The sequence below is a fragment of the Rhodobaculum claviforme genome (assembly GCF_016653255.1).
GTDB lineage: Bacteria > Pseudomonadota > Alphaproteobacteria > Rhodobacterales > Rhodobacteraceae > Rhodobaculum > Rhodobaculum claviforme.
On the sequence record NZ_NHSD01000211.1, the window covers coordinates 1 to 4,030 of the forward strand.

A 4,030-nucleotide genomic window follows, 5' to 3' on the forward strand; every position below is an offset into this window, starting at 1 on the left:
GGGCCTGGGTCTCGGCCAGGATATCCGGCAGCTGCCGCGTTGCGGTCTCGAGCGCGTCGGCCGTCTCGGTCAGGGTCTGCAGCAGCGCCGCCAGCTGGCGGATGGGCTCTGCCTCGGGCTTGTTCAGTAGGTCGAGGAGCGGGGTCAGATCCTGCAGGCCGTCCAGGAGCAGGTCGAGACGGCCGAGGATTGTCTGGACCGGGTCCGAGAGCTCTGAGGCGGTCGAGAACGGGGTGGAGTCGGTCATCGAGAAGTCTCCGAAGTCGGGGAAGGTCGGTGGACAGGGGACCGGTCAGGCGCAGCAACCGGCCGAGTTCGAGGGCCCGACGGGCCGGGCGCAGGCGACCGGCATGGGCGAGGCACCGGTCGAGGCTGCGCGGTGTCAGCCACGGTGACAGGGTGCCGCCGGGGAGGGGTTCGATAGCTCCCGCAGTGGGGCGGCGGAACGCGAGGGCGAGGGTGCCGTGGCGGTTCGTGGTGTAAGCGAGCGTGTAGCCGCCGGGGCGGCGCGCCTCGGCCGCGGCCACCAGCGCGGCGCGGTCCGCGGGCTCGGTGGCGCGCATCAGTTGGGCGAGTTCCTCGGCAAGGTCGGCCAGCCCGGCCGCCGCGGCCTTGCGCGTGCGCCGCTGCGGCACCGGCGGCACGAGGCGGGCCGGGCTGGCCCAGGGGTAGGGGAAATGTGCCACGCCGAGATGGCGTGACAGGGCGATGTCCGCCCGGTCGCAGGCGCGCTTGCGCCCGCGCAGCTCCAGGAGCCCGCCGTCAAATACCCTCAGGAGAGCAAGGATGTGGATATGCGAGATGCGCGTGTCATCGTGCCGCCACGCCTCCCACGGCATCGCTTCGCCGGGCAGGCCGAGGGCGTCCCAGAGCACTCCGATCGCTCCGCGCCAGCCGGCCCGGTCCAGGTGGCGCCCCCGCGGCAGCGACAGGGTCACCGTCAGGACCTCGGCCTGCCCCGCGACGGGGTGGCGCAGGGTCTCGATGAGCTTCAGCGTTTCGGGCTCGGGCAGGATCGGCACCGTGGCCGCGATCGGGGCGGCCGGCCGACGCACACCGGCTTTCAGGCCACGGGCGTAGCGCAGGGCCGCGAAGGGGGAGGGGTGGCTGCTGAGGTAGGGGCGCATGGCTCAGTCTTTCGGGCTGTGGGTGTCGGGCAGACGGGCCAGGATCAGCAGCCGCAGCAGGTCGCGGAGATCGTCGAGACGGGCCCGAACCGCCTCGGGGTGATCGGCCTGCTCCAGCTCCAGCAGCGTCGCGTTGACCGCCAGGCACAGCTTGCCGGTCTCGGACGCGCTGGCCAAACCGGCCCCACGCACGAGCCGTTGGCGCACGAAGTCTGACTTCTTCCGACAGCCGGAGGCCCGCATCGCCGCCCTGGCATGCATCAGATCCTCGCCCGACAGCCAGGCCTCGAACCGCTCCGCCCGCACCGCGCCGGCCGATCGGGTCCTGTTCCTCGCCATGTCTCGCGCCCCCGCCACGGCCATCCATCGGCCCCCTGTGGTCAGGATAGGCGCCCAGGATGAAAAACCCGAAATCCCGCCGACGGGATTTTGCGGCATCCGCCTAAGTTCATGAAAGGCCATCGGCCTCACCGGATGCGCGCCGCGTCGTCTCCGATGGCGCAGGCGTGCATGCCCGTTGGTGACGCGGGTCATACCAGTCCCGACCTGGAGACGATCACAGGGCATCCGGTGGCGGCGCCCTGTTCGCCCCGCACACTCAAAGATGACCGCTTCGGACTTTCACTGTTCCGTCGGACAATGACCCGAGGTCAGACGGAGCACGGTGATGGATGACGACCCCCGGAGTGAAGATGCAACTGCCCGCGAGCAGACTTTCGAGGCCGCCGTCGCAAACCTGGAGGCCAGCGCGCCGGTTCCAGTGCTCCGCCGTCTGATCGATCGACGCGGGGTGATCGCGCGGCTCCGCGCCCGCCACGTCAGCTGGCAGGAGATTGCCACGGTGCTCGCCGGGGTCGGGATCAGGATCGGCCCGGGTGGGCTGCGCAACTACGCCAGCCGGATCCATCTGGCCGTGCAGGACCTGGAGGCAGCCGGTGAAGACACCCCTGATGGGGATCGCATCTACGCCATCTGCCGCGCGCGCGCCCGGCCGGCACGCGCCACGTCGCATCCGCCCGCCCGCAGATCACCAGCCGTCCCAAAACCCGACGGGCGCCCCGCATCTTCCAGCAGCACACACCTGATGCGCGACCCAAAACAGGAGCTTTGACACCCATGACCAGAACTCTGCTGACCACCTCGAGTCAGAAAGGGGGCGTGGGCAAGACGATGTTTGCCGCTGCGCTGCTCGACACCCTTCGTCAGTCAGGCCAGCGCGTCGATGGCTATGACGCCGATGGCGCCATCGGAGGGCTCGTCGATCTGCATGGAAGCCGCACAAGCGACGGCCACCTGCAAGACCCGCAGGATCCCTCGCAAGGGGTGGTCCCGTACGACATCCGCGATGCGGACAGCCGGGGGTTGCTGATCAACTGTCTGGAAACGGACGCCCGGGTCATGCTGCACGATCTCGCTGGCGGGGCGCTTGGAGCTCTGTGCATGCTGTTCGGCGATGATCCTGCAACCGGCCTCATTGGCCTGGATCAGACCCTCGACGACCTCGACGTCAACATGACCATTCTGCATCTGGTCAACCGCGACGAAGGCTCCGTCGTATCCGTCGGGCAGTACCTTGACCTCACGACGCCCTGCCGCCGCATCGGTCACGTCGCGGTGATCAACCGCCACCGCGCCCGGGAAGCGGATCTCTGGGCATGGCTCGGGACAGCGGATGGACAGCACGGCGGCAAGACACGCGAACGCCTCCTTGATCGTGGAGGTATGGAGATGTGCCTGCCGGCCCTGGATGACGGCGCCGCGGCGCTGGCGCTCGCGGCATCGGCCCCCTTCAGCGTCGCCTCCCAGCACCGCGATCTCCCCCTCATCCAGCGCCAGCGGATCCGCCAGTTCCTGCGCGCATTCGACGCCGAACTGACGCCGGAGATCAGGGCCACTCTGGGGGTCGGCGGATGAGCGTCGATCGCCTCGCCCGCATGATCTCCAGCCGTGGCCTGACAGAGGAAAACCGCCGGGCCGTCATGGATCGACTGAACGAGGCCAGCGTCGACCCCGGGGATCCGCTCGCGGTCATGTTCGTCATGGAGTTGGCCATGGCCCGCATGCCGGAGGCCATGGCGCGCCGGATGCGCGCCGAACTCAGCGATCGCAACAGCCAACTGGTCGCCAGCCTCCGCGACACCGTGCGCGACACCCTCGGCGATGCAGCCGCAGAGGCGGCCCGAGACCTGCGCCACCGGGCTGCCCGGAACCTGGCCGCCCTCGCCGTCGTCGCCAGCACAGTGTTGGTTGGTCTCGGCATCGCGTGGGGTGCCCAGCTCGGCCTCGACCGCCGGTCGGGGTTTCTCGAGATGCTGGCCGCACACCCCGAAGCCGAGACCTGGGCGACGCTCATCGCAGCCAACCCCTCGGTCGAGAGAACGATCGCTGAAGACTGTGCCCCCGACAGCACCCTGTTCCTTCCCCAGACAGACAGTCGGCCCGCCTGCCTGGTGCCGCTTTGGATCGACAAGGCGCCCGCCCCAACTCCGGAGGCGTTCCCGGCCCGGGTGATGACCGAACTGCGCCATCGGGTCACGACGGCCCCGGGGTGGCTCTTCCTCGCGATCGGCGTCCTTGGGACACTCGCGGTGCAACCGTTGATTCGCTGGATCCGGAGAAATGATACGGGACACCAGACCGGCCGGTGATTGCAGGGTGGCGAATTGCGGCCAGGGGTCGATTCAGAAGCGTCGGCTGCCCCAATCCGTGGGACGCGCGGATGACGCCATGGCCGCAGCCCGGGGGGCTGTCCCGATGAATGTTGAAATCGGGTCTGGGCGGCGTTGCCAAGCTCATGGTTAGGCGGCCGCTGCGGCGTGGTCAACGCCGGTGGCGGGGTCCGGCTCGCGGTGGCGCAAGAGCGCAGCCTTGAGGGTGGGCAGCTGCTTGTGGGCCTTGAGGCG

At 69.4% G+C, this 4,030-nt stretch carries 5 protein-coding genes; 3 read left to right on the forward strand and 2 right to left on the reverse strand.

Features of this window, described 5'->3' with window-relative positions; all coding sequences use genetic code 11:
* Together CCR87_RS07420 and CCR87_RS07425 are read right to left on the reverse strand one after the other, a co-directional pair.
* Positions 1–247 (reverse strand): hypothetical protein (locus CCR87_RS07420; protein ID WP_201156915.1); only part of this gene is annotated, 247 nt, incomplete at its 3' end.
* An 883-nt stretch (positions 248–1,130) separates the two neighbouring features.
* Complete coding sequence (locus CCR87_RS07425; RefSeq protein WP_201156916.1) at positions 1,131–1,466, reverse strand: hypothetical protein; 336 nt, start codon at positions 1,464–1,466, stop codon at positions 1,131–1,133.
* 328 nt (positions 1,467–1,794) lie between these two features.
* Here CCR87_RS07425 and CCR87_RS07430 point away from each other — a divergent pair, with 328 nt between their 5' ends.
* From CCR87_RS07430 to CCR87_RS07440, 3 genes are read left to right on the forward strand one after another with little or no spacing between them, the layout of a single operon-like run.
* Positions 1,795–2,238: a hypothetical protein gene (locus CCR87_RS07430; RefSeq protein ID WP_201156917.1), complete on the forward strand. Its 444-nt coding sequence runs from the start codon at positions 1,795–1,797 to the stop codon at positions 2,236–2,238.
* A 5-nt stretch (positions 2,239–2,243) separates the two neighbouring features.
* Positions 2,244–3,041, forward strand: a complete 798-nt coding sequence (locus CCR87_RS07435; RefSeq protein ID WP_201156918.1) for a nucleotide-binding protein — start codon at positions 2,244–2,246, stop codon at positions 3,039–3,041.
* Positions 3,038–3,775 (forward strand): hypothetical protein, encoded by a 738-nt coding sequence (locus CCR87_RS07440; protein ID WP_201156919.1) that lies wholly within the window; start codon positions 3,038–3,040, stop codon positions 3,773–3,775. The genes CCR87_RS07435 and CCR87_RS07440 overlap by 4 nt, the downstream gene beginning before the upstream one ends.
* Positions 3,776–4,030: the final 255 nt, after the last annotated feature.

Coding starts and splice junctions, on each gene's coding strand:
- CCR87_RS07435 (WP_201156918.1), top strand. CDS start 2,244: ATGACCAGAACTCTGCTGACCACCTCGAGTCAGAAAGGGGGCGTGGGC.
- CCR87_RS07425 (WP_201156916.1), bottom strand. CDS start 1,466: ATGGCGAGGAACAGGACCCGATCGGCCGGCGCGGTGCGGGCGGAGCGG.
- CCR87_RS07430 (WP_201156917.1), top strand. CDS start 1,795: ATGGATGACGACCCCCGGAGTGAAGATGCAACTGCCCGCGAGCAGACT.
- CCR87_RS07440 (WP_201156919.1), top strand. CDS start 3,038: ATGAGCGTCGATCGCCTCGCCCGCATGATCTCCAGCCGTGGCCTGACA.